Raw genomic sequence first — 23126 nt, 5'->3', positions numbered from 1 at the left:
CTAGCCGGAGATCGACACTGCGGTGTAGGACAGATGCCAGCGTTTGTTCATAAAGGCGGCGCACTCTTCGCTGTGGGTGACCATCAAAATGCTGGTTTGGCTCTCTTTGGCGAGTTCGCATAGCAGTGACATCACCTGTTTACCAGATTCGTCATCTAAGTTACCCGTGGGTTCATCGGCCAGCAGTAAACTCGGATTGTGGGCTAATGCCCTAGCTATCGCGACCCGCTGTTGTTGTCCGCCGGAAAGCGCTTCAACCTGCCGGTTTAATAATGCCGCTAACCCGAGCTTTTCCACCAAATAATCGCACCAAGGATTCCAGCTATCACCGTTAAGGTGCAGGGAAAAGCCGATATTATTTTTAACATTCAGCGGAGTGAGTAAATTAAATTGCTGGAATACCACGCCTAAATGGGTACGCCTAAACTCACTCCATTGCTTATCTTGCCACTTGGTGGTGGATTGATGATTCAGCACTATCTGGCCACTGTCTGCCGATTCAAAGCCCGCAATCAGATTCAGTAAAGTGCTTTTGCCGCTGCCACTTGGGCCGGTGAGTGCGATAGTCTCCCCTTGATGCAAAGTTAAATCGACCGCTTGCAGCACTGTGTGGCGCTGCTCGCCGTCGCGAAAACTTTTACTTACTTGGATAAGCTTGGCGACTTCTTTCATCTATCTCTTCCAATTGGGATTTTACCAACTTAGGCGTTAGGCTAAAGATAAAGCATTTTACAATCCTATAGATACCGATATTTGGGCAAGTTAGATCAATTCACATTGATTAAGACTTAGGATTGAGTCTGTTTGAATTTTCTGCGATTAACGGCTTGTCTCTCATTTCTGTGAGCAAATGGGCTTGAGCTATTGTGGTGTTTGTTGCATGCTGTGCGCCCTGTTAAAACGATAGCTGGCTATCGTTTTAACAATCCGTTCGGATGAAGGTAGCAGGAGAGTGGGGAATTAACCCCACACCGACGAGGCAACTTTGTTGTTGGAAGCATTCCATAAACAAAGCACTCTTTCAGGTGCCGCAAGGCGTGGACTGTTACTGGACGAGCCTCTGGAGAGACTACCGATTGCATTAACTTGCAATAATAGGTGGCGCCGAAGGCGAAAGTGTCGCAGTGTTTTAAGCGACGCGAAACGCTCAGGCAAAAGGACAGAGGAGAGGATGACTGCACAGTCCCTGTCGTTTGTCTTTGTGGACTATTTTCCTGCCGTTATTGGCTGGGAAGATGGTATTTCTTTAGGCTGGCAGCGATGTGTCACAGCCATTTCTTTTCCTCCTCCTTTATTAATTTAGTTGTTTAATAATTGAGGAATATCATGAGTTTTGAAGCCTTGCTCAGCAGCCTAAATGGTATTGTCTGGGGTCCTATCACACTTTGTTTGTTAGTTGGCACAGGGATTTATCTCACTGCGCGACTAAAGCTTATCCAAGTATTTCGTCTGCCAATGGCGCTTAGCCTATTGTTCAAACCCGCTAAGGGGCATGGTGATCTATCGTCCTTCGCCGCGCTTTGTACTGCATTGTCTGCAACCATAGGTACGGGCAATATTGTTGGAGTCGCAACGGCGATTAAGATGGGCGGCCCTGGTGCGTTATTTTGGATGTGGCTTGCTGCCTTTTTTGGCATGGCGACTAAGTATGCCGAGTGTATGTTGGCGGTAAAATACCGCACCACCGATGCACGTGGACAGATTGCCGGTGGCCCGATGTATTACATCGAGCGAGGCCTCGGTTTGCGTTGGATGGCGAAGTTATTTGCGCTGTTTGGCGTGGGGGTAGCGTTTTTCGGCATTGGGACTTTTGCTCAAGTGAATGCGATAAGTGATGCCTTAACTATCGCCTTTGATGTACCAACATGGGTGACTGCGCTGGTGCTAACCCTGCTGGTGGCTGCTGTCACCTTAGGTGGCGTCAAACGTATCTCCAACGTGGCGCAAAAGCTTGTGCCTGCAATGTCGATTGGTTACGTGTTGGCCTGTGTGTGGATTTTAGTGGTTTTTGCCGATGCCATTCTACCCGCGTTGCAATTAGTGGTGGAGTCGGCTTTTACGCCAGTATCGGCTGCGGGGGGATTTTTAGGGGCCACCGTGGCGCAAGCGATTCAAATGGGGATTGCCCGCGGGGTATTTTCTAATGAGTCAGGCTTAGGTAGTGCGCCCATTGCTGCGGCTGCGGCAAAAACCAATGAGCCCGTCGAGCAGGGCTTAGTGAGTATGACTGGCACCTTTTTCGATACTATTATCATCTGCACTATGACGGGATTAGTGCTTATCATCACTGGGGTATGGAGCGGTGACACTGCGGGCGCGGCCATGACCAGTGCGGCGTTTAGCTTAGGCGGATCGGCTGCCATCGGCCAGTATTTAGTCACTATCGCCTTGGTCTGCTTTGCGTTTACGACCATTTTAGGCTGGCATTACTATGGTGAACGTTGCTGGTACTACTTAGTGGGCGAGCGCGGGCTGCGTGCCTATCAAATCTTGTTTTTAGGCCTGATTGCTGGTGGGGCTTTTATCAAGTTGGATGTGATTTGGTTACTGGCTGATACGGTAAATGGCTTAATGGCCATACCTAATTTGATTGCGATTATTGGATTGCGGCACATTATCATTGCTGAAACTCAAAGCTATTTTGTTCGAACATTCGCTAACCGTACGCTAAACCCTGTTTATTAATGTTGTGAAAACAATATATTAGTTCACATTATTTTAACTTTGAGATTGTCGCCACAGCGTTCTTCGTTTACTTTATAAGAGCTACCCCAAAAAGGGGGGGACTTAAAACGGGGGCTTTGAGGCGACGCCATGGATAAAAGTAAACTTCGTACTTTCCGCAGCAAAATTTTATCCCATATTGCGCTGCCTTTGATTCTTATCATGGCGGCCGTTTATGGGATTACTTCATGGTTTAATTATCTTTCCCTTGAAAAGCGGCTTTACGATCATTTAGCTCAACAGTCGGCACATTCAGCCTCTCGATTGCAATTATTACTCGAACACGCTCAAACAAATACTCAAGGGCTTGCTGATTTTATTGGTTTTTTGGCTGACAAGAATGATATTAACGATTCTGATAAGCTGCAAAAAGTCTTAACTAATCGCCTCGAGCGTAACCCCGATTTTTATGGTTCTGCCGTTGCCTTTAAACCGGGCACTTTTCTCAATAAAAAACTTTTCTCTCCCTATGTATACCGCAGTGGTAATAGTTTCCATTATTTAGATATTGGCGCCGAGGGGTACGATTATACCGATGGGACTTGGGATTGGTGGACGCAAGCCATCAATAAGGTCGAAGGTTATTGGTCAAAAGCCTATTTCGACGAGGGTGCTGGTAATACTTTAATGATTACTTATGCGGTTCCTTTTGGAGTGCAGCCGAATTATTTTGGGGTTACAACCGTTGATTTGGCTTTAGATAGATTACCTGAGCAACTAGGGATAGCCCCTAATCGGCTGATGATATTAGATGAGCAAGGTCGGCTTATCTTTCATGGGGATAAAGAAAAGGTTTTAGCCACATCAGTTTCGGAATGGCTGGATAAAGGAAATCACAAAAATAATGCATTTGGCGCTTTGCTGGAAGATGGGCTGACTGGGCAAGCCAGTTTTGTTGATGATACTGGTACAGTTTATCTTGCCAGCATTGCAGAAGTGGCAAAGTTAAAATGGCACGTGGTTGTTATGGTGCCACAGCAGGAGTTATTTACCTCGCTACTGGACGATATTTCCTCAGTTGTCCTCAACTTAAGTTTATTAACCTTACTGCTGTTATTGACCTGCTATATCGCCGCTAAACGGTTAACTCGTCCACTGGAATCCCTTGAATCCGGTATTTTGGCTTTCGGTCAAGGTAAAACACAGCAGTTGGTTATCCCTAAAGGGGCGATTAGCGAGATAGTGACCTTAAGTGAAACCTTTAACAAAATGGCAGATCTGCTTGCTCAGCGTGAGCAAGCTATTTTAGATTCCCGCGGTAACCGCTTCGCTCGCTTGATCGACGGTATGAGCGATAAATCCTTTTACTGCTCACTTGATCCTGACGGACAACTTGCACAGGTCAGTGAAGGGGTGACCAAAGTATTGGGCATACCGCCCGAATTACTTAAGCGCAAATATCAAAGATTGTTTTCGGCCAACCCCCTTAATGAGAAAAACTGGGAATACACCGATCTGGCACTCAAAGGGCAGAACGTCCCTTCACATCAAGTTGAACTCATCGATTCAAAAGGCCAGTCAAGGCGGCTCGATGTTTTTATGCAGCCTTTAGTGTCAGATACTGGCGAGTTAATGTCGGTGGAGATGCTATTTACCGATGTGACAGAGCAATTTTCCGCCGCAGCTTGGTCTAGCGCGGTACTTGAGGCCGCACCTGAGGCCATGCTGATTGTCGATCAAAGTGGCCAAATAGTATTTAGCAATAGTCGCTGTCAGCAGCTGTTTGGTTATGACGCAAAAGCTATGTTGGGATTACAAATTGAAGCTTTGCTACCCGAAGATTTAAGGAGTCCCCATGCCAAAGAAAGATTACAGTTTCTACGTGAGGGGCGTGATAGGCCGATGGCAAATGCACGCCATGTGCGGGCGCTTAAGTCTGATGGGGATGAGTTTGTTGCCGAAATCGCCTTAAGTATTTTACCGAGTGATTTCGATGGTCGTCGCCAAGTGGCCGCATCGATCCGTGATATGACCCAAAAAATAGCGGTTGAACAAAAAATCCGTGATAGTGAAGTTCGCTTCCGTGGTTTGGTGACTAATATTCCTGGGGCTGTCTACCGCACTCGCATCGGCGAGGAGTGGGTGATGGAATATGTCAGTGACAATATTGCCGATATTACCGGTTATGCCGCGAGCCAGTTTATTGAGAATCGTCAACGCAGCTTTGCTTCATTGATTTTGGAAGAAGATCGCGAGCTGTGTCATCAGCATATTGATAGAGCCCTCGCGCAGCAGGAAACCTTTGAGGTGGAATATCGTATTCGCCACCGTGACGGTAGCATCCGTTGGGTGCATGAAAAGGGCAAGGCGAGTTATACCGAAGAGGGTTTTCCCCTATGGTTTGACGGCAGTATTGACGATATAACCAAGAGTAAGTTAGCCATCGTCGAGCTTGAAGCCTCAAGGCTGCAATTAACTAATATCACTGAGTCTATTCCTTGTACTGTGTATCAATTGCGCTGGGTTTCTCCTAGCGATCGCCGTTTTACCTTCCTTTCTGGCGCAGCATTTCACATGTTGGGCTTACACCGCGAAGATTTACTCAGTAACTTTAATATTATTGCTGAGCGGATTTTTGATGAGGAACGACCAGAAGTTATACGCGCGCTTGAGGGAATGAGTGACGATAAATTAAGCTGGATCCGCGAGTTCCGCTATCGTCATCCTAATGGTGGCATTCGCTGGATGGAAGCCGGAGCCAGTGGTCATTATGCCGATGATGGCGCCATTATCTGGAATGGCTATGTGATGGATGTGACTGAACGCAAGTCTATTGAAGAAGAACTTGCGGTCAGTGAGGCGCACTTTAAGGCCTTATTTGATGGAGCAACCATTGGTATCGTGAATGTCGATATCAAAGGACTTATCCTCGATTGTAATGATCAATTCTGTGAGGATATGGGGCTGAGCCGTAATGAATTACGTAGTACGCCGATTTTTGATGTCTTGAGTGCACAGGATAAAGAAGTTGCAAAAGCGCAGTTTAAGGAACTTGTAGAAGGTAAAGTTGATCACTATCGAGGGGAAAGAAGCTTTATTCGTCCCTCCGGTGCAGGGCGACCGCATGAGTGTCTACATTTTAACCACATGACTAAAACCAGCGCTTAATACCTCCTCTAGCATGGTTGTGCTCATCATGCATCGCTTTTGTTTACCAACAATGCTTAGCTTGGTTGGCTCTGCTCGAAGCATATTCAAACTCATATGGCGTAAGCAAGACAGATTTTCTGCACCATGACCTTTATATATCTGGCACGCATCTTCATTCATGGTGACATCAAGCACCCAGTGCATTGACTCTATGCCCCAGTGGTCTCTGACTGCTACCGCAGCTTGCTCTGCACTAAGCGCTTTGGAACTGATGTAATAACGGTACTCTAGCTCGACAGATTTGCCTTTCTCAAAGCGGAAGTTTTCAACCATGATAATGTTCTTCAACCCTTTCCAGCGAGAAAAGTCACCATCAAGGTTGGTACTGGCCAAAACATAGCATTGGCGAGACTCTATACGTCCATGCCCCTGTTCAAGGTTGACAGTGTCTGCCACATTGGCTCGCTGAGATGAGAATGCTTTTTCCATCGCTTGTCGGAGTTTTCCTTGATTGCTCTTTACTGCAAGCAAGTAATCACCACCTTGCTCTACAATGGCTTTGGCTATACTAGTCTGACAAGCCATTGCATCAATGGTGACTAGGGCTCCCCTGATATCAAGCATCTTTATCAGCTCAGGAATGGCCGTTATTTCATTACTCTTTTGCTCAGTTTTTAACTGTCCCAACACAAGTTTGTTTGATGATGCATAAGCACTGATCATATGGATAGTGCTCGACCTATCTTCGCGATTGTATGAGCCTCGAAGTGTTTTGCCGTCGATCGCAACGACTTGACCTTGGGTAAGAGTATGTACTGACGACATCCAGTTGATGAAGCACTCATGAAACGACTCTGGTTCAATCGTCGATATTATGCGAGCAATAGTGTCATCAACAGGAATGCCGTTCACAAAGAGGCCATTACGCTTAAACCAATCATGATGACCGAGAATGTATTCACGAATATCAAACCAGCCTTTCGCGCCTGCAATCACCGCACATAGCGAGCCAAAAAGGACTTCAAACAGGCAATATGTGACCTTTGCACCTTGGCGTTGGTCGATAATCGTTTGAAAATGTTCTTTGAAGTGGTCAATGTGCATGGTGCTCTCCCTAAAAAGGGAGTATATGATCACAGCTAAATGTGATCGTCAAATCGATCATGAATTTGGTTGAAAAGTGTTCGCGATCTCACCCTGCCCTCCGGTGAGCATTTATGGATGACAGTCAACGTTTCAAGCTTATTGGACAGCCAGAACCAATTTGAGTCAGCTGTGGTAAGCATGGTCGATATGACTGAGTTAAAACTGCTTTCAGAACAATTGCTTGTTGCCAAGGAAGAGGCTGATGCCGCCAGTAAGGCAAAAGGCGACTTCCTCGCGAATATGTCCCATGAAATCCGCACGCCAATGAATGCCATTATCGGGATGTCGCAACTTTGCTTACAGACTGATCTAGACAAAAAACAGAAAAATTATCTCGAAAAAATTGAGCGCGCATCGCAATCTTTATTATCAATCATTAACGATATCCTTGATTTTTCTAAGATTGAAGCTGGCAAGCTTGATATCGAAAATGTGCCTTTTCAACTCGATACCATGCTTGAAGATTTGAGCGATATCTTCTCCGAAAGGGCGGCTCAAAAGCAGATTGAATTGCTGTTTGCTGTCGCACCCAATGTTCCACGTTATCTGCTTGGCGATCCGTTGCGGTTGGGGCAAGTGCTGATCAACCTAATGAATAATGCGATCAAATTTACCGAAAGAGGAGAGGTATTACTGTCCCTCAGCTTGGTCGAGCAGCAAAACGATGATGTCATATTACGTTGTAGTGTGCGTGACAGTGGCATTGGGTTAACCCATGAACAACAAGCCAAACTGTTTAAGTCGTTTACGCAAGCAGACACGTCTACTACCCGTAAATATGGTGGTACAGGATTAGGGCTGGCGATTTGTAAACAACTGGTTGAATTAATGGGGGGAAGTATCGGGGTCGAAAGCCAGCAAGGCCATGGCAGTACTTTCTTTTTTACCGTTAAATTGCGCATCTCCAGTGGACAAAAGCTCATCGTAGGTCAAGAGCTTGAAGGTATGCCAGTATTAGTTGCCGACGACAATGCCACCGCAAGGGACATTATGCGAACCACTCTAGAGAGCATGGGCTTTCAAGTGGATACCGTGCGTTCTGGCGACGAGGCGGTGATGCGGTGCAGTCAGCAGGATTATGCTGTGGCATTGATTGATTGGAAAATGCCACATCTTGATGGGCTCGAAACCGCAAAACAAATCCTGCAACGGGCAAAAAAAGCGCCGCGGATCTTGATGGTATCAGCCCATGCGAATCAAGATTTCTTGACCCAAATCGAGCAACTTGGGTTAGCGGGCTACATCAGTAAACCTATCAGCGCATCAAGATTGCTTGATGGCATTATGAACGCACTTGGTCGCGCAGGGTTCCTACCCGTCAGGCGCCATCAAGACAGTATTGCGCCTGAGTTATTATTGCCCCTTAAAGGTAAGCGTATTCTGTTAGTCGAAGATAACGAAATGAACCTTGAGGTGGCGACCGAATTTTTAGAGCAAGTGGGGATTATTTTATCCATTGCCACCAACGGCCAAATTGCGTTGGATAAGTTAGCTCAACAGAGTTTTGATTTGGTATTGATGGATTGTCAAATGCCAGTGATGGATGGTTATCAGGCAACAAAAGCACTGAGACAAAGGCCCGAGTTAGCACAGTTACCTGTGATAGCAATGACCGCCAATGCCATGGCTGGCGACAAGGAAATGTGTTTAAGAGCGGGAATGAATGATCATATCGCCAAGCCGATAGAGGTTAACTTACTGTATCAAACCCTCCTAAAATATTTAGGTGCACCGTTACCGCCTCTAGAGCTTATTAATGATTCACCCAAGCCTGTGAATATTGATGTTGATTCTGTCGTGAAATGGCCTGAACACCCAGAGCTTGATATTGATAGAGGCTTGCAGTTAGTGCAAAACTCCACGCGCCTTTACCAAAGGATCTTTGATCGTTTTGTTACTAGCCAACGTAATGTTGTCGAGCAAATCAACAAGGCCGTTGCCAGCAATAAACGTGAGGATGCGGTGCGAATGGCCCATACGCTTAAGGGACTTGCGGGCAATTTAAGTTCCACAACGCTTGCGGAATTGGCTCGGCAATTGGAACTTCACTTAAGTGAAAATACTGAGTTCCAAGCGGAGTTGGACCAAATCCAAACGTTAGTGGCATCGATTTGCCAAGCAATTGAAAAAGTTAAACCTGAGTTTGAAGAATCTAGTGGGCCGACGGCGGAGCATTTACCACCAGAAGCCCTCATTGAGGCCTTAACGCGATTACGCCAAAGTTTAGAAGAAGCGGATTCCGATGCAGTCGCCCAAATGGATGCACTTAAACCGCAAGTGAGTGCGCAGTTATGGCAGCAGTTGAGTCCAGCGCTAACAATGATTAATCAATATCAATTCGATGAGGCCGTCGAGTTGATTGATGAAGTACTTGTAGACTTAACGTAAAACGGTCAATTATGCGCAGTATTGATCATTGATAAAGCCACTGGAAAGGTGAATGTGTTGATGGATAAGGCAACAATATTAGTCGTCGATGATACTCCAGAAAATATCGATATTTTGGTGGGCATACTCGGTGATGACTATAAGGTCAAAGTCGCGATTGATGGACCAAGGGCGCTAGCCCTTGTAGCCAAAACACTACCTGATTTAATTTTACTCGATGTCATGATGCCCGGCATGAATGGTTATGAAGTCTGTAAGCAGCTTAAACAGGAGCCCTTAACTTGCCACATCCCTGTGATTTTTGTGACGGCATTATCTGAGGTTGCCGATGAAGCACAGGGCTTTGCCTTAGGTGCGGTTGACTACATTACCAAACCAGTCAGCGCTCCCGTGGTGAAGGCGCGAGTCAAAACTCATCTCGCGCTGTACGATCAAAAACGCTTGCTAGAGCAACAAGTTAAAGAACGTACCCAAGAGTTAGAAGAAACCCGCTTTGAAATCATTCGCCGTTTAGGTCGCGCCGCCGAATACAAAGACAACGAAACGGGTCTGCACGTTGTGCGTATGAGCCATTATGCGCGGCTGCTCGCTATCAAACTAGGTTTACCGAGCACCTTCTGTGAGTTGTTGTATAACGCGGCGCCTATGCATGACATTGGCAAAATCGGCACGCCCGATGCGGTACTGAAAAAGCCGGGTAAGCTCGATGCCGAAGAGTGGAAAATCATGCAGCAACATGCCGCCATTGGTGCTGAGATCATTGGTGAGCATGGCGACCCACTGCTGCAAATGGCGCGGCGTATCGCCTTAACCCACCATGAGAAATGGGATGGTTCGGGTTATCCTAATGGCTTGTCTGGGGAAAATATTCCGATCGAAGGTCGGATTGTGGCGATAGCGGACGTCTTTGACGCGCTGACTTCGCGCCGTCCTTACAAGGAGCCTTGGACAATAGAGGCCACGCTCGAGTTACTCGAAAGCCAAGCAGGGCAACACTTTGACCCTAAGCTGGTGGCCGAATTTAAGCAAATCTTGCCCGAGGTGGTGGCGATTCGAGATACTTATTTCGAGCATTAAAAGCAAAAGGCGCCTAGGGCGCCTTTTTCAATACGATTCGCTTATCAGCGAGAAACTAGTCTTCGAGCGAGTAGGGCAATGCTTGAATACGTAAGCTAGATTGCTCGTCATCAGCGAAACGCAGTTTGGCGTCACTCTCGGTATCGTTGGCGAGCACGGCGCTGAGCAGCACTTGATTACCACGTTGAACAAATTCAATGATTTGTCCACCCTTGCGATAACCGTCTTCCAATTCTATCTCGATACCAGTTTCCAAATTGATATTTAAGGAAGTGGTGCCTTGAAGAATATAGAGCGCACGCTTGTTACCACCACGGTATTTCATCCGAGCCACAGTTTCTTGACCCATGTAGCAGCCTTTGTTAAAGCTGATCCCGTTGATAGCCTGTAGGTTACACATCTGCGGTACGTACTGATTAGCATGGCTTGGCGCTAGATTGGGATAACCCGCAGCAATTTCTAATGCTTGCCAAGCGCTGGCATCAAATACTGTATGCTCGGCAATGAGGGCACTTGCGGCTTGTGGTTGTAGAACCAATATAAATCGATCCGCATCTTTTAAAATGGCGCCATGCTCGATGAGAGTGAGTTCCTGAGTGACTTCACCGTAGTGTTGGCTGACAAATTGTTTAGCCTGTTCACCCGCCACACCGAGTAATGTCCACTCATCAGAGGCATTGGTCAGGGTCGCTTTACTAAATACCGCATATTTTTGCAGTTGTGGCAGATCCACTGCAATAGTGTCCTTTGGCATCAACATCAACAGCGCATCTTGGATGGCAAAGGTGCGGAAGCTAGCCAGCATCTTTCCCTTAGGATCACAATGTGCGCCCCAGCGCCATTGGTTGGCTTCAAGTGAGCTGATATCTGTGGTCACTTGGCCATGGATAAAACTGCGGCCCTGTTCGCCAACCACTTTGATAAGGCCTAGGTGGGATAAGTTGGCGAGCATAAGTGGAGGCGTGGAGGCGTCCAGATCCCAATTGGGTGTCGAAACTGCAATAGTCATAGCGAGATCCTGAAAATGAAGGCGATGCAAGAGGCTTGATTGTAGCGGAATTCCTCTGGCCTCAAAAGCATAAGGCGCACATATCTTAAATGAAATGTGCGCCTTAGATGGGGGCAAACCTAAGCGGTTTAGGCGTTAGAACAACACGCGAGTACGCAGTGTGCCTTCAATGGCTTTAAGCTCAACCAAGGCTTCTTCTGCTTGGTGGGTGTCGACTTCCATTACCACATAACCGATTTCTGCCGTGGTTTGCAGATACTGAGCGGCAATGTTAATGCCTTTTTCAGAGAAGGCTTTGTTGATTTTGATCAGCACGCCTGGACGGTTTTGGTGGATATGCAGTAGGCGAGAGGTACCTTTATGCATTGGCAGAGACACTTCAGGGAAGTTAACCGCCGATACGGTTGAACCGTTATCTGAGTATTTGGCTAATTTGCCTGCCACTTCGATACCGATATTTTCCTGTGCTTCGGCGGTGCTACCACCCACATGTGGCGTGAGTAGCACATTATCTAAACCGCGTAATGGGCTGATAAATTCATCATCATTCGATTGTGGCTCAATGGGGAAAACGTCAATCGCCGCGCCCGCAAGGTGACGCTCTTTGAGTGCAACCGTAAGCGCATCGATATCGACCACAGTACCGCGGGAAGCGTTGATAAAGATGCTGCCTTTACGCATAGCGGCGAATTCGGCAGTACTTATCATGTCTTTGGTTTGCGGCGTTTCAGGCACGTGCAAGCTTACTACATCGGACTGTGCCAGCAATTGCTCCATTGAATGGATTTGCTGGGCATTACCCAATGGCAATTTGTCTTCGATATCGAAGAACACCACACGCATGCCTAAGGTTTCTGCCAGGATCCCCAGCTGAGTTCCAATATGGCCATAGCCTATCACGCCTAAAGTTTTGCCACGGACTTCGTAACTGCCTGCGGCAGTTTTCATCCAACCACCACGATGGGCGATAGCGTTACGTTCAGGAATACCGCGCATCAGCATAATAATTTCGCCTAATACCAGTTCAGCTACGCTGCGGGTATTAGAGAATGGTGCGTTAAAAACGGGGATACCGAGGGATTCGGCGGTCGCTAGATCCACTTGGTTAGTGCCGATACAGAAACAACCAATCGCAATTAATTTTTCGGCACGTTTTAATACATCGGCGGTGAGTTGGGTACGGGAACGAATACCAACAAAATGAGCATCTTTGATGGATTCGTGCAGGGCTTCATCACCTAACGAGGCTTTGTGATACTCAATATTGGTGTATCCCGCGCGTTCAAACACATCTACCGCAGATTGGTGGACGCCTTCCAACAACAGGATTTTGATCTTATCCTTGTCAAGCGAATGTTTCGCCATGATATGGGTACCCTCTAATTAATTGAAGTGGTTCTTGTATGTTATGCTGACAACCTTGGCTCATCAAAGTAGCACTTTTTTTGCTCACTGTGGAGGGCTAGATGGCTAAAGTTAATATTCTAAAATTAGAACAATATCGCATAAGAGGAAGAAACATTGAATAATAAAATCGCTTGGTGCGGTATTTACCTCTCAGTATTAGTCTGGTCGGCGATAAAACCTGCTGATACTTTCACTTGGTGGCTTGAAGCTTTACCTGCATTAGTGGCGGTTCCGCTATTATTTTTTACCCGCAAACGCTTTGAGCTAACCCCAATAGTGTATTTTTTAGTACTTGTACATTGCTGTGTGCTGTTTGTCGGTGCGCACTATACCTATGCTGAAGTGCCATTATTTGACACCATTGCCCAATGGATGGGTAGTGAACGTAACAATTACGACAAGGTCGGGCATTTCGCTCAAGGCTTTATTCCTGCCATGTTGGCCCGTGAGATTATGTTACGCAATCAAGCCGTCAAACCCGGCGCTTGGTGCGCTTTTTTGGTCACTTGTTTTGTGCTCGCGTTTAGTGCCTTTTATGAGCTTATTGAGTGGTGGGTGGCCGCTGCAACGGGCGAAGGTGCTGAGGCATTCTTAGGCACACAAGGTTACGTGTGGGATACCCAATCGGATATGTTTTTAGCCTTAATTGGGGCCATCGTGGCGCTACTCAGTTTATCCCGTGTGCAGGATAAGCAAATCACTAAACTCCTGACTCAAGCCTAATCGTAGTCTGAGAACATCCAATCCCCTTTGAATTAGATTCAAAGGGGATTGTTATTCCCAAAAATGTCATCTTAAGGTGTTAATTTTTTGTTTAAACTTTCGATTGATGTTTTCATAGACTAAGGTATAAAGATGAATGTGATCTCCATCTCATTTAGTATTAATTGCTAGCAATTAAATACTATTTAGGAACTTAGTCGAATTTACTACATATAAATAGAGGTTATTAGTACATTTGGGTGATGGCATTCATACGGTAACTAGTCAAAATGGGCTATGTTAATGAGATGTACGCTGAGATTTAGGCAGATTTCATTAAGCCGGATAAAAAGATAATGAAATACTTTTCAGGGAGAAGAGTAAATTGGGTACTATCAATGAGTTAGTATTTTTACATCAAGTGGCGGCGCCTTGCCATTTAGCGATACTTGCTGAATCTATCGGATTGAAAACACGGATCGTTAAACATGCCTCAGCGTTAGAGTTAGATTTAGAAAAAGGGCATCGCAGCTTTTGTTTAATCGCCCAGAAAGGTGCGGCCTTAGATAATAAAGGGATCCCTTTGCTGGCATCTCGTCTTGTCCCCCATATTCCTGTGGCTCTGTATCAAGTTGAGCGCAATTCCTTAGATCAAGAGTCAGCTATGCTGCTTGGCATACGCGGACTACTGTTTACTGACCAGCGTATGGATTTGATGTTGACCGGATTGCGTAAAATGGTTGCCGATGAGCTTTGGTACGATAGAACTTTGCTCAGTAAGATGTTTCGTCGCGTGGTGCAAAAGTTGGATGGACAACATGATATGCCTGCCGACACTGTGGCCATGCTGCAAGCTCTTACCTCTAGAGAAAGAACCATCATTCAATTCGTTTCCAGCGGCGCGAGAAATAAGGAAATTGCCCATCGTCTTTGCATCAGTGAGCACACGGTAAAGGCGCATATTTCATCGATTTTCCGTAAAACCGACTTTCCGCACCTGATTTAGGAATAAATTTGCCGATACCGTTCGCCTAACACGTCGAGAATGATCTGCTGGTCCACTGTGAGTCCTGTGACTTGAGGTGGCGCCTCTCCCAACTGGTACTCGTGCACCCCGCCAAAGCGTAAAAAAATCCACCGCGCAGTCGGTTTTTGCGTGGGTTTCTTTTTCATGTCCGCCACACTCCGGTTCTGCTCTACTAAGCCCTGCCGGATCCGGTGCTCCAGCGCCGCATAAATCATCAGGCTACAGGTCATCACCATCAGCAACGCTTCGATACGTTCCGGTTTTTTAAGATATAACGAGGAGGTTAAAAATTCGGGACTTTTCAGAAACCTAAAACCACGCTCGACATTCTGCTGGGCTTTATAGGTAGCCAACAGCTCAGCCATGGTGAGCGTTTCACTGTGATCATTGGTCGCGAGGATGAACACCCCTGTCTGGTTGCGCGCCTCAGCCACCCGCGCCAAGCTACTTGCGGCTAACCCCTTGATGTGAAATTGGTAGTTCACCGGCATTTCACCCTTTTGGGGCCTTCCGCGCCCTGCATAGATAGGTTCACTCACGACTTCTGCTTCTAGTTGCAGCAGATTTAAGCTGACAGCAAAACGGGCTAATTCAGCCTGCGCATCGGTCTCGCAGGCAAAACGCTGGGCACATAATTTGTTGAAGGCTTTCAGTTCACGCGTGCTGTCTTTCAGTAGGTTTTTGGCTAATGTTTGCTGCTCACGGTGGCTGGCCTGTTCGCTGCGCACCAGCAACCAACGCTGCGCGACGTCGGCATAATTGGCGCTTTGCCAACAGCCATGATAGCCATTGCCCAGCGCAACCAGCGACTGGGTGCCAATGGTTGCCACGGCTCGCTTGGCTTCATTGAGGGTGACAGGCACACGAGTCACGAACAACTGTTGCTGTTGTGCCAGTAGTTGCAAGGTGTCGGCGCAATACAGCGCCGCATCGCCGACCAGATAACGACTCTCCTGCGCGGCCTTGAGACTGCTCAAGTGGCGCCGTACCGTCTGGGCAAAGGCCTTGGTATCATTAATATTACCACTCAAGGCTTGCATGTAGATGGGCAGGCCGGCCTGATTTTCACAGATAAGCTCCAGGATAACCTGGTTTAGCTCTGGCCGATGGTCGCGGCTATAGCCCCGTACCAATTGCAACTTACCGAGCTGCTCGCCATCGGCTTGGTCATAGGCGCCATCGACGTGGAAGCTGGTGATATCGAGGTGTACTGCAGTACTTTTGAGCCCCAATCGTTCAACGACCTGCTCCGCCATCACCTGATAAAGCGTGCTGACATCGGCCTCAAAGAGGGCATCAAGGCAGCGGCCGAGCACATCATCATTGAGGTCATCGGCACAGATCCCCGGGCCAATCAGGCGTTCTACAGGCTTGTTGGCAAAGAATTGCGGGAACATGTGCAAGGTCGAACTATGAAAGCCAAGACCGTTCAGTATCATCGCCACCAACGCTTCACCATGTGAGACTTTGTAGGGCGGCGTTTTGGGTAGCACCGCATCAATCATGCGAGCAATGCCGAGTTCTTGGCAAAGTGCAGCGACCAAACCAAGGTGGTCGAGGTTACGGATAGAGATAGCGGGAGCGGCCATGATGAATTACCTGCAAAAGAGAGTAATAGATCAGAATGACCGATCGCCGTCAAGTTTTTTAAATCGAAAATTAGGTGCGGAATGACGGGTAAAACCCAGTCACGAAATCGTGTCGAGTTATTAAGATGGGCTCAGACCTATCAAACCCATTTTGAGTTTTGTAGTTAAGCCTTTGTTGATTGGTATCTTGTTTGAAAGCGAGCGGGTGCGTGGTGTGATACCCAAACGATAAGACGAATAACGATGTACTTTTGCGTGTGATAGGCAAATAAAAACGGGAACATTATCAATGTTCCCGTTTTTATTTAGTCGCCTTCAACTTGAAGGCGACTCATATTTAAAGATTAGTACTGCACAACAGTCGCAACGTTCATATCACCATTTTGGGTTACGCTGATGCTGTTGTTGTTACCCGCTTGTGAGCCTAATACTAAGTTGTCATTACCTGTTTGGGAGATCATTAGGCTGTTGTTGTCACCACTCACGCCAAATGAGTTGGCAGCAAATGAACTACCGCTATCACCACCGACCCAGTTGCCGTTACCCGCTTGAGTGATTTCTGCTGAGTTTCCATCACCTTCGATGATTAAATCGATAAGGTTCAGATCGCCACGGTGTTGCAGTGCAGTTACATCGGCGTTGTTACCTGTTACGCTAATGATGGTCTCGTTTTGATCACCATCTTGCTCAACATCCACTTCGTTGTCGCTACCCACGGCATCCACATAAGCGAAGTTCGCATCACCTTCTTGACTGATTTCGATGCTGTTGTCTTCACCTGTTGCGAAGGCAACCAGCTCGTTGTTATCACCTTTAGAGGATAAGTCGAAGTCGTTGTCAGTACCGTAAGCGCCAAAGGTTGCGAAGTTAGCATCACCACGTTGTTTTAAATCAACGTCGTTGCTATCGCCCCATACTTGGAACTCTGCACCGTTGCTATCGCCTTTTTGCTTGATGGCGATATCATTATCATCACCTTGAATATCAGCAATTAAAGAATCACCAACTGTATTGCTATCACCATCTTGAGCGATGTCGATAGTGTTATCATCACCCGTAGTCATAGAGAGGTAAGCAATGTTATTGCTGCCTTCTTGCTTCATGCTGATATCGTTTTCGCTACCGGCTAAGGCGTAAACAAAGCCAGTGTGGTTATCACCTTTTTGGTAGATATCAACACTGTTGTCGTTACCAGCGATGCCTTTGGCTGCACCAAAGTTATTGTTACCAATTTGTTCAACTGATACGTCGTTGTTATTACCCACGTTGGCAGTCAGATCGAGTGCAATAAGACCCGCTTGGTTGCTGTTACCGTATTGTTTGATATCACCGTCGTTGTTGTCGCCTTGAACACGGAATACGGCAAGGTTTTCATCACCTTCTTGCTCAACAAATGCACTGTTTTCTGTGCCAGTGATTTCAACATAGCTTTCGTTCAGCTCGCCTAATTGGCTAACTGAAACAAGGTTGTCGTTGCCCACGACATCGTTGCTGCTTTGGTTGAAGAAGCCGTCTTGAGTCACTTCAACTTCGTTATTATTGCCTTCCACATCAACAGAGGCTACGTGCCAATCTGTTTGTTGGCTAACAGTCACTTTGTTAGCATCGCCAGTTGAGTTGACTTGTGCTTCATGCCACACACCGTCTTGTAATACGGTGGCAACTTGGTCGTTACCCGTTTGGGTTACTGCTGCTGCGTTAATGACACCAGTTTGAGCGACTAAGGTATCTTGACCTTGGCCTGTTTGCTCAACGCTGATTTCGTTGACTGTGCTTGCTGCTAGCGCATTACCACTTAATCCCGCAGTAATGGCTAATGCAATCAATGACATTTTTGCTTGTGATTTCATGTGACTCTCCCTGTTTAATACTGAGTTATTGAGATTGCGGCACCGTCCGCAATCTGTTGAATCGAAAAATTGCCGCTTCCTAGCTGGTTCAATTGCACCAGGTTGTCATTACCAATCTGGGTAATCGAAGCCATATTTTTAGTGCCGACTTGTCGTAGTTGGACTTCATTATTGGTTCCAATCTGTGTCACAAGCGATACGTTATCGTTACCCGCTTGCGTCACATAGGCGCTGTTATCGTTCCCTGATTGAAACACTATCCCTTGGTTTGCCGTGCCTTGCTGCACTAGGTCGATAAGATTATCGCGCCCTGAACGCTCAATTAGCGCCTGCAGTGTGACGGGCAATTCACTGACATCTGCCGCATGGGATGATGTCAGGCAACTACATATCAAGAGCAGCAGTACCAAAAAGCGTGTTAATGGATTTGGCACAAGTGACTCCTTGCATGTATTGGTGTTTTGGTCAGAGCACAGACTCTTTCCAACTCAGGCATCAAGGTACGAGCCATAGTGCTTAGAGACAATTGGCCAAAAGGGTATTTATTTTTGAGGTGTAATTTAAATGCTAACCAGATTAACTTTTGTTAATTCCATGAATATCTTGTTTTTTGTCGATAAAACCCTGCGTTTAGGCGGTATTTACCTCACCGAGTTGGTCTAGTAGTTAAGTTGTATTTAGCGTGCAGCGTCTTTTTTAAATTGAAACATTATGGCAACAATTTGCAGGCAAACATGCTGGAAATTCGTCGTTTTTATCCATCTCACTTTGAATGGTGGCTGCGTAATTGCCGTTCCAGAATTTCAACGTAAAGGACTATAGGAAGCTTAAGTATGTCAATAAAACTCTCACCATTGGCGTTAGCAATTGCAGGGGCGATGACGTTGTCAGCGGTGCCTGCAATGGCAAAAGATGCACCAGTCTATGAAAAAGACGCCATCCTTGTGGTGTACAAAGATAATGTGACTAAAGCCGAACGTGCAGCAGCACAGCGTTTAGTTCGCGGCACCTTAACCGATGCAAATGCTGATGGCGTAGACGATAAATTCCAGCATTTACTCAATGGTAAACTTACCCGTTTAGCCCTGCGTAAAGGCGCTAATATTGAAGATGCGATTAAGGTGATTAGTCGTCATCCAGCGGTAAAATATGCAGAACCCAACTACATTCTTAAGGCGATAGGTACGCCCGATGATCCAAGCTTTGCTAGCCTGTGGGGCATGAACAACACTGGCCAAAATGGCGGTAGTGCCGATGCAGATATCGACGCGCCAGAGGCTTGGGAAATAACCACGGGTAGCTCGGATGTGGTGATTGGGGTTATCGATACTGGGGTTGATTACAATCACCCAGATTTGCAAGCCAACATGTGGGTTAACGCTGGCGAAATTCCAGGTAATGGTATCGATGACGATGGTAACGGCGTGATCGATGATATTCACGGTTACAGTGCGGTAAATGATAACGGTAACCCAATGGATGGTAATGGTCACGGTACTCACGTATCTGGCACTATTGGTGCTAAAGGCAACAATGGTGTGGGTGTCGTTGGGGTGAACTGGGACGTTAAAATTGCCGCCTGTCAGTTCCTTGATGCCGATGGTTATGGTTCTACAGCTGGCGCTATTGCATGTTTAGATTACTTTACGGATCTGAAGGTTAACCATGGCGTGGATATCAAAGCCACCAACAACTCTTGGGGCGGCGGTAGCTTTAGCCAAGCCTTAAAAGATGCGATTGAAGCGGGTGGTGAAGCAGGCATTTTATTCGTTGCAGCAGCGGGTAATGACGCGGTCGATAACGATGCGAGCCCACATTATCCCTCAAGCTACGATTCTGACGTTGTCCTCTCGATTGCAAGTACGGATCGTAATGACCGTATGTCAGACTTCTCACAATGGGGTTTAACTAGCGTCGATATGGGAGCACCAGGCTCCGCGATTCTCTCTACTGTTCCAGGTGGTGGTTACGCGACGTATTCTGGTACCTCTATGGCTACTCCACATGTCACCGGCGCCGCGGCTCTGGTGTGGTCATTAAATCCAGATCTCTCACCAGTAGAAATGAAATCCTTACTGATGGCATCAGGTGATGCTAATGCAGATTTAACGGGTAAAACCGTGGCTGGTACTCGCCTCAATGTGGCTAACGCACTCGAGCAGGCTAACCCATCTCCTAGCTACAAGTTTACCGTATCGCCAGTATCACAATCTGTCGAAGCGGGTAGCACTGCAAGCTATAACTTTAGTGTTGGTAGCGTTGCAGGATGGGAAGGCGATGTAGCTCTTTCTGTCTCGGTTTCTCCAGCGCTAGAAGGTGTGTCCTTATCAGCCTCAACTGTTTCAGCTGGTGGTTCATTTACCTTAGATGTTGCGACAACGGCGCAAACAGCTTGGGGTGATTACAGCATTACAGTAACAGGTACCGATGGCACTATTGAAAAGGCTAAAGTCGTTTCACTGAATGTGTTCCCTCAAGGATTAAATGACTTTACCTATGGCAATGAGAATGCTGTTGCTATGCCTGATAACAATGCTAGTGGTATTGTGAGCACGATTGAAGTTACTGATGATGTGCAGATTTTTGGCGTGACCGCCGATGTCAATATCAGCCACACTTGGATTGGTGACTTACGCGTTGTGTTAACTTCTCCAGCAGGTACTGAAGTGGTTCTACATAACCGTGATGGCGGCAGCGCTGACAACATTGTTAAGAGCTGGGACTTAAGCGCGTTTGATGGTGAAAACGCACGGGGTACTTGGTCATTATCAGTAGATGACAATGCAGCGGCTGACACTGGTACTCTTAATAACTGGGGCTTAGTGATCAGCGGCTTAGGCGAAGCATCTCCAGCGGCACCAGTGGCGGGCTTCGAGTATGCAGTTGAAGGTTTAAGTGTCGCCTTTACTAACACTAGTACCGATGCGAACGATGATATCGTGAGCTACAGCTGGGATTTTGGTGATGGTTCAACTTCAACTGAAATGAACCCTAGCCATGTATTTGCTGCGGCAGGTACTTACACTGTGGCCCTCACTGTGACTGACTCAATGGAACACAGCAATACTGTGACCATGGAAGTTCAAGTTTATGAGCATAGTATCAACGCATCCGTCACTCGCGCATTGGTATCACGCCGTGGTAGCGCTATGGTAGATATTGAATGGGATAGTGCATTAGGCGAAAGTGTTGCTCTATACCGTGACGGTCAGTTAGTGGTGACAACAGAGAACGATGGCAACTATCGTGCTCGCTTCACTACATCTGCATCAAGTGTGACTTATCAAGTATGTGAAACCACTGGAACCTTATGTTCTGCACCAGTAGTAGCACAATTCTAATGTAGTCCTTAAAAATGAAGGCGACCGAAAGGTCGCCTTTTTGCTTTCAACCCCTAAACTAGCTGTTTAGTCGGTAGTTACCATTTACGTTTAATGCTCAACTAATGCGTGTCATTTTTTTTGGGGTTCTTCGTGTTCTACATCGGCATTTATTTGGGTTTTTCTATCCGATAATTGCTGTATAAGTTGGCTATTGATTGTGGTGAGTTTATCAAAATGATCATTAATCTTACTCAGTTGCTTTAAATAATCGGGATCACTTTTGTCTTTATTTTGCCAATATCGCTGCCGTTCTAGTTTCTGTAATTCACTGGCCCTTAGGATTTCAAAATAGCTATTCTCTTGTTTTAGGCTATAGATTTCACCGTCGAGTAATTGCAGCAGTTTCTTTGGGGGTAAGGAGTGATTATTTAACAAAGCTTGCAATGGGTCTACTTTGGTTTCACGTTTATCCGAATCAATTTCGTTGCTAATACCCAACTGATATTCAATTTTATGCTGACTGTATTCCTGCGGACAGGCGATTTGGCTAAAGATGACTTTATCGCCTTTGCGACATTTATAGACGGTATTTGCGAGCGCCGTGAGAGGCAAAAGCATACAAATAAGAGTCACTATGAGTCTTGCCATTCGACGACAAATCCTTTGTATACGCAATGAATGAAATTATCACAATGGGTATTAAGCTAGAGTTAAATGGAGTTGTCTCACTTATCTCCCTTTAAACTTTAGCAGTTATAAATCCATGTAGTATAAACATATGTTACTTAACGTTAACATTGGTGAGTACTATGGCGTAAGTGAAAGAATAAAACCAGTTTTTTGACACTGGAATTTATTTGACGCTTCACTGGAACGCCAGCAATACCAGCGTTCTGAGGTAATAAAAAAGGAGCCTAAGCTCCTTTTCTCAAATCTTAAATAGATGTTTAGCGATCAAAGCGCAGATTATCAATAAGACGCGCTTTACCTAAGTAAGCGGCCGCCAAAATCACCAGGGCTTGGTCCGTAGCTTCCGCATGGGCCAGCGTGGTGGCATGGCGAACTTCTAAATAATCCGGTGTAAAGCCTGCGGCGATAAGGCTCGCTTTGGCTTCTGCGGTGACTTGTTTGATACTCACGCCTTGCTTGATCCCTTGTGCCATGGCATCAATCGCTTTTTTCAGCGCGGGCGCTGCGGCTTTTTCTTCCGCCGTCAGGTAGCCATTGCGTGAACTCATGGCTAAACCCGAGGCTTCACGAATGGTATCAATGCCAATTATTTCAATCGGCAGCGACAAATCCTCAACCATAGTGCGGATCACTAACAGTTGTTGATAATCCTTGTTGCCAAAAAACGCGACATCGGGCTGCACTATGTTGAACAGTTTACAAACGATGGTCGCGACGCCACGGAAGTGGCCGGGACGACTGGCACCGCAGAGCACATCGGAGATCCCTGGGACTTCAACATAGGTTTGCTGCGCTAACCCTTTGGGATAAATAATCGCCGGTGTTGGGGTAAACAACAGCTCGGCGCCCGCCGCGGTTAAGGCTTGGCTATCGGCCTCTAAGGTGCGCGGGTAGGCATCGAGATCTTCATTTTGCCCAAACTGCATGGGATTGACGAAGATAGACACGACTACATGATCGCACTTCTTCGCCGCTTCTTTCACTAAGGTGATGTGTCCCTGATGGAGATTGCCCATGGTCGGCACAAAGGCGACAGTCTCGCCCTTGGCACGCCATGCTCGCACTTGAGTACGAATATCATCGATATGGGCGCTAGTGATCATT

14 protein-coding genes, 3 pseudogenes and 1 riboswitch are annotated in these 23126 nt (G+C 46.7%); of the genes and pseudogenes, 8 read left to right on the top strand and 9 right to left on the bottom strand.

Features of this window, described 5'->3' with window-relative positions; genetic code table 11:
* Positions 1–672, bottom strand: a complete 672-nt coding sequence (locus FJD32_RS18885; protein WP_088586097.1) for an ABC transporter ATP-binding protein — start codon at positions 670–672, stop codon at positions 1–3.
* 378 nt (positions 673–1050) lie between these two features.
* Positions 1051–1173, top strand: a riboswitch (glycine riboswitch).
* Between the two features lie 153 nt (positions 1174–1326).
* Here FJD32_RS18885 and FJD32_RS18880 point away from each other — a divergent pair.
* Positions 1327–2685, top strand: a complete 1359-nt coding sequence (locus FJD32_RS18880; RefSeq protein ID WP_122040763.1) for a sodium:alanine symporter family protein — start codon at positions 1327–1329, stop codon at positions 2683–2685.
* Between the two features lie 129 nt (positions 2686–2814).
* A pseudogene (locus tag FJD32_RS18875) lies at positions 2815–5787 on the top strand (PAS domain S-box protein); the annotation flags it as partial.
* Between the two features lie 9 nt (positions 5788–5796).
* Here FJD32_RS18875 and FJD32_RS18870 read toward each other — a convergent pair.
* Positions 5797–6918, bottom strand: a complete 1122-nt coding sequence (locus FJD32_RS18870) for an ISAs1 family transposase (protein WP_088585462.1) — start codon at positions 6916–6918, stop codon at positions 5797–5799.
* Positions 6919–7014: 96 nt separating this feature from the next.
* Between FJD32_RS18870 and FJD32_RS18865 the strand changes: the two are divergent.
* Together FJD32_RS18865 and FJD32_RS18860 are read left to right on the top strand one after the other, a co-directional pair.
* A pseudogene (locus FJD32_RS18865) lies at positions 7015–9348 on the top strand (response regulator); the annotation flags it as partial.
* Positions 9349–9408: 60 nt separating this feature from the next.
* Entirely contained in the window at positions 9409–10425 is a 1017-nt protein-coding gene (locus FJD32_RS18860; RefSeq protein ID WP_037414530.1) for a two-component system response regulator, read from the top strand.
* Positions 10426–10480: 55 nt separating this feature from the next.
* Here FJD32_RS18860 and ygfZ read toward each other — a convergent pair whose 3' ends face one another.
* Complete coding sequence (gene ygfZ / locus FJD32_RS18855) at positions 10481–11434, bottom strand: tRNA-modifying protein YgfZ (RefSeq protein ID WP_088586096.1); 954 nt, start codon at positions 11432–11434, stop codon at positions 10481–10483.
* Positions 11435–11569: 135 nt separating this feature from the next.
* The gene (gene serA / locus FJD32_RS18850; protein WP_037414534.1) at positions 11570–12799 is read right to left on the bottom strand and encodes a phosphoglycerate dehydrogenase; all 1230 of its coding nucleotides are present in this window, start codon (positions 12797–12799) and stop codon (positions 11570–11572) included.
* A gap of 156 nt (positions 12800–12955) precedes the next feature.
* On the opposite strand from serA, the gene FJD32_RS18845 reads away from it, so the two are divergent.
* Both FJD32_RS18845 and FJD32_RS18840 read left to right on the top strand, forming a co-directional pair.
* Entirely contained in the window at positions 12956–13564 is a 609-nt protein-coding gene (locus FJD32_RS18845; RefSeq protein ID WP_055648172.1) for a DUF2238 domain-containing protein, read from the top strand.
* Between the two features lie 364 nt (positions 13565–13928).
* Positions 13929–14549 (top strand): LuxR C-terminal-related transcriptional regulator, encoded by a 621-nt coding sequence (locus FJD32_RS18840; RefSeq protein ID WP_055648173.1) that lies wholly within the window; start codon positions 13929–13931, stop codon positions 14547–14549.
* Here the strand turns inward: FJD32_RS18840 and FJD32_RS18835 are convergent.
* Entirely contained in the window at positions 14546–16159 is a 1614-nt protein-coding gene (locus tag FJD32_RS18835) for an IS1634-like element ISShes12 family transposase (protein WP_011715680.1), read from the bottom strand. The two genes, FJD32_RS18840 and FJD32_RS18835, sit on opposite strands and share 4 nt — an antisense overlap.
* A gap of 90 nt (positions 16160–16249) precedes the next feature.
* Here FJD32_RS18835 and FJD32_RS18830 point away from each other — a divergent pair.
* Positions 16250–16327 (top strand): annotated as a pseudogene (locus FJD32_RS18830) (DNA-binding response regulator); the annotation flags it as partial.
* Positions 16328–16503: 176 nt separating this feature from the next.
* Here FJD32_RS18830 and FJD32_RS18825 read toward each other — a convergent pair.
* On the bottom strand, positions 16504–18009 hold the full coding sequence (locus FJD32_RS18825) for a curlin (protein ID WP_055648263.1): 1506 nt from the start codon (positions 18007–18009) through the stop codon (positions 16504–16506).
* A 14-nt stretch (positions 18010–18023) separates the two neighbouring features.
* Entirely contained in the window at positions 18024–18443 is a 420-nt protein-coding gene (locus FJD32_RS18820) for a curlin (RefSeq protein WP_037414543.1), read from the bottom strand.
* A 399-nt stretch (positions 18444–18842) separates the two neighbouring features.
* Between FJD32_RS18820 and FJD32_RS18815 the strand changes: the two genes are divergently transcribed.
* On the top strand, positions 18843–21350 hold the full coding sequence (locus FJD32_RS18815) for a S8 family serine peptidase (protein ID WP_205403013.1): 2508 nt from the start codon (positions 18843–18845) through the stop codon (positions 21348–21350).
* 111 nt (positions 21351–21461) lie between these two features.
* Here FJD32_RS18815 and FJD32_RS18810 read toward each other — a convergent pair whose 3' ends face one another.
* Positions 21462–21980 (bottom strand): hypothetical protein, encoded by a 519-nt coding sequence (locus tag FJD32_RS18810; RefSeq protein ID WP_055648265.1) that lies wholly within the window; start codon positions 21978–21980, stop codon positions 21462–21464.
* Positions 21981–22279: 299 nt separating this feature from the next.
* Positions 22280–23125: a pantoate--beta-alanine ligase gene (gene panC, locus FJD32_RS18805; RefSeq protein ID WP_055648266.1), complete on the bottom strand. Its 846-nt coding sequence runs from the start codon at positions 23123–23125 to the stop codon at positions 22280–22282.
* Position 23126 lies beyond the last annotated feature (1 nt).

Source organism: Shewanella sp. LC6 (assembly GCF_006385735.2).
Lineage (GTDB): Bacteria > Pseudomonadota > Gammaproteobacteria > Enterobacterales > Shewanellaceae > Shewanella > Shewanella xiamenensis.
Note: the sequence above shows the minus strand (reverse complement) of the source record. Positions and strands in the feature narration are given on the sequence as shown.